Origin of the sequence: Halomonas sp. HNIBRBA4712 (genome assembly GCF_043558675.1) — a bacterium.
GTDB lineage: Bacteria > Pseudomonadota > Gammaproteobacteria > Pseudomonadales > Halomonadaceae > Vreelandella.
In genome coordinates, this window is sequence record NZ_JBIFXR010000026.1 from 1 (window position 1) to 858 (window position 858).

Below are 858 nucleotides of genomic sequence, written 5' to 3' on the forward strand. Positions count from 1 at the left end.
GAGCCTGTAAACCAAATTGTGTAACTGCCCACGGCTGAGTAATCTTTTCAAAAGGATACCATCGTGGGTACACAAGTGGATCAAGAAAAACTCAAAGCCATGGCCGCCGAGTTGGCCAAGGATATCAAGTCCGAGAAAGACCTCGGAGTCCTCACCCAGCAACTGGTCAAGCTCACCGTCGAGACCGCCCTGAACGCCGAACTGGACGAGCATCTCGGATACGAGAAACACGCTCCGGAAGGCCGTGGCACCGGCAACAGCCGTAATGGCTATTCTGCCAAGCGTCTGAAGGGGCAGCATGGCGAAGTACCCATCGAGTCACCCCGTGACCGAGACGGGTCTTTCGAGCCTCAGTTTGTCCGTAAAGGCCAGTCCCGTCTGACCCAGATGGACGATCAGATCCTGGCGCTTTACGCCAGGGGGCTGAGCACCCGGGATATCGTGGACGCCTTCAAGGAAATGTACGACGCGGATATCTCGGCCACGCTGGTGTCCAGGGTAACCGAACGTGTGATTGACCAGGTTCACGAGTGGCAGAACCGGCCTGTTGATCCGATCTACCCCATCGTTTATCTGGACTGCCTCGTCCTGAAAATTCGTCAGGACAAGAGGGTGATCAACAAGTCTCTATACCTGGCCCTGGGCATCAACATGGAAGGCCAGAAGGAGCTGCTGGGCCTGTGGCTGGCCGAGACCGAAGGCGCGAAGTTCTGGCTGTCGGTACTCACCGAACTGAAGAACCGTGGCCTGGAGGACATCCTGATCGCCTGTGTGGACGGTCTCAAGGGCTTCCCGGATGCCATTGCGGCGGAATACCCGCAAACCAGGGTTCAACTCTGCATCGTGCACATGGTTCGT

General features: G+C 56.9%; 1 protein-coding gene. It reads left to right on the forward strand.

What is annotated here, in order from left to right; all coding sequences use genetic code 11:
• Positions 1–75: 75 nt before the first annotated feature.
• On the forward strand, positions 76–858 hold a 783-nt coding region (locus ACGK9R_RS17170; protein ID WP_394583545.1), incomplete at its 3' end, for an IS256 family transposase.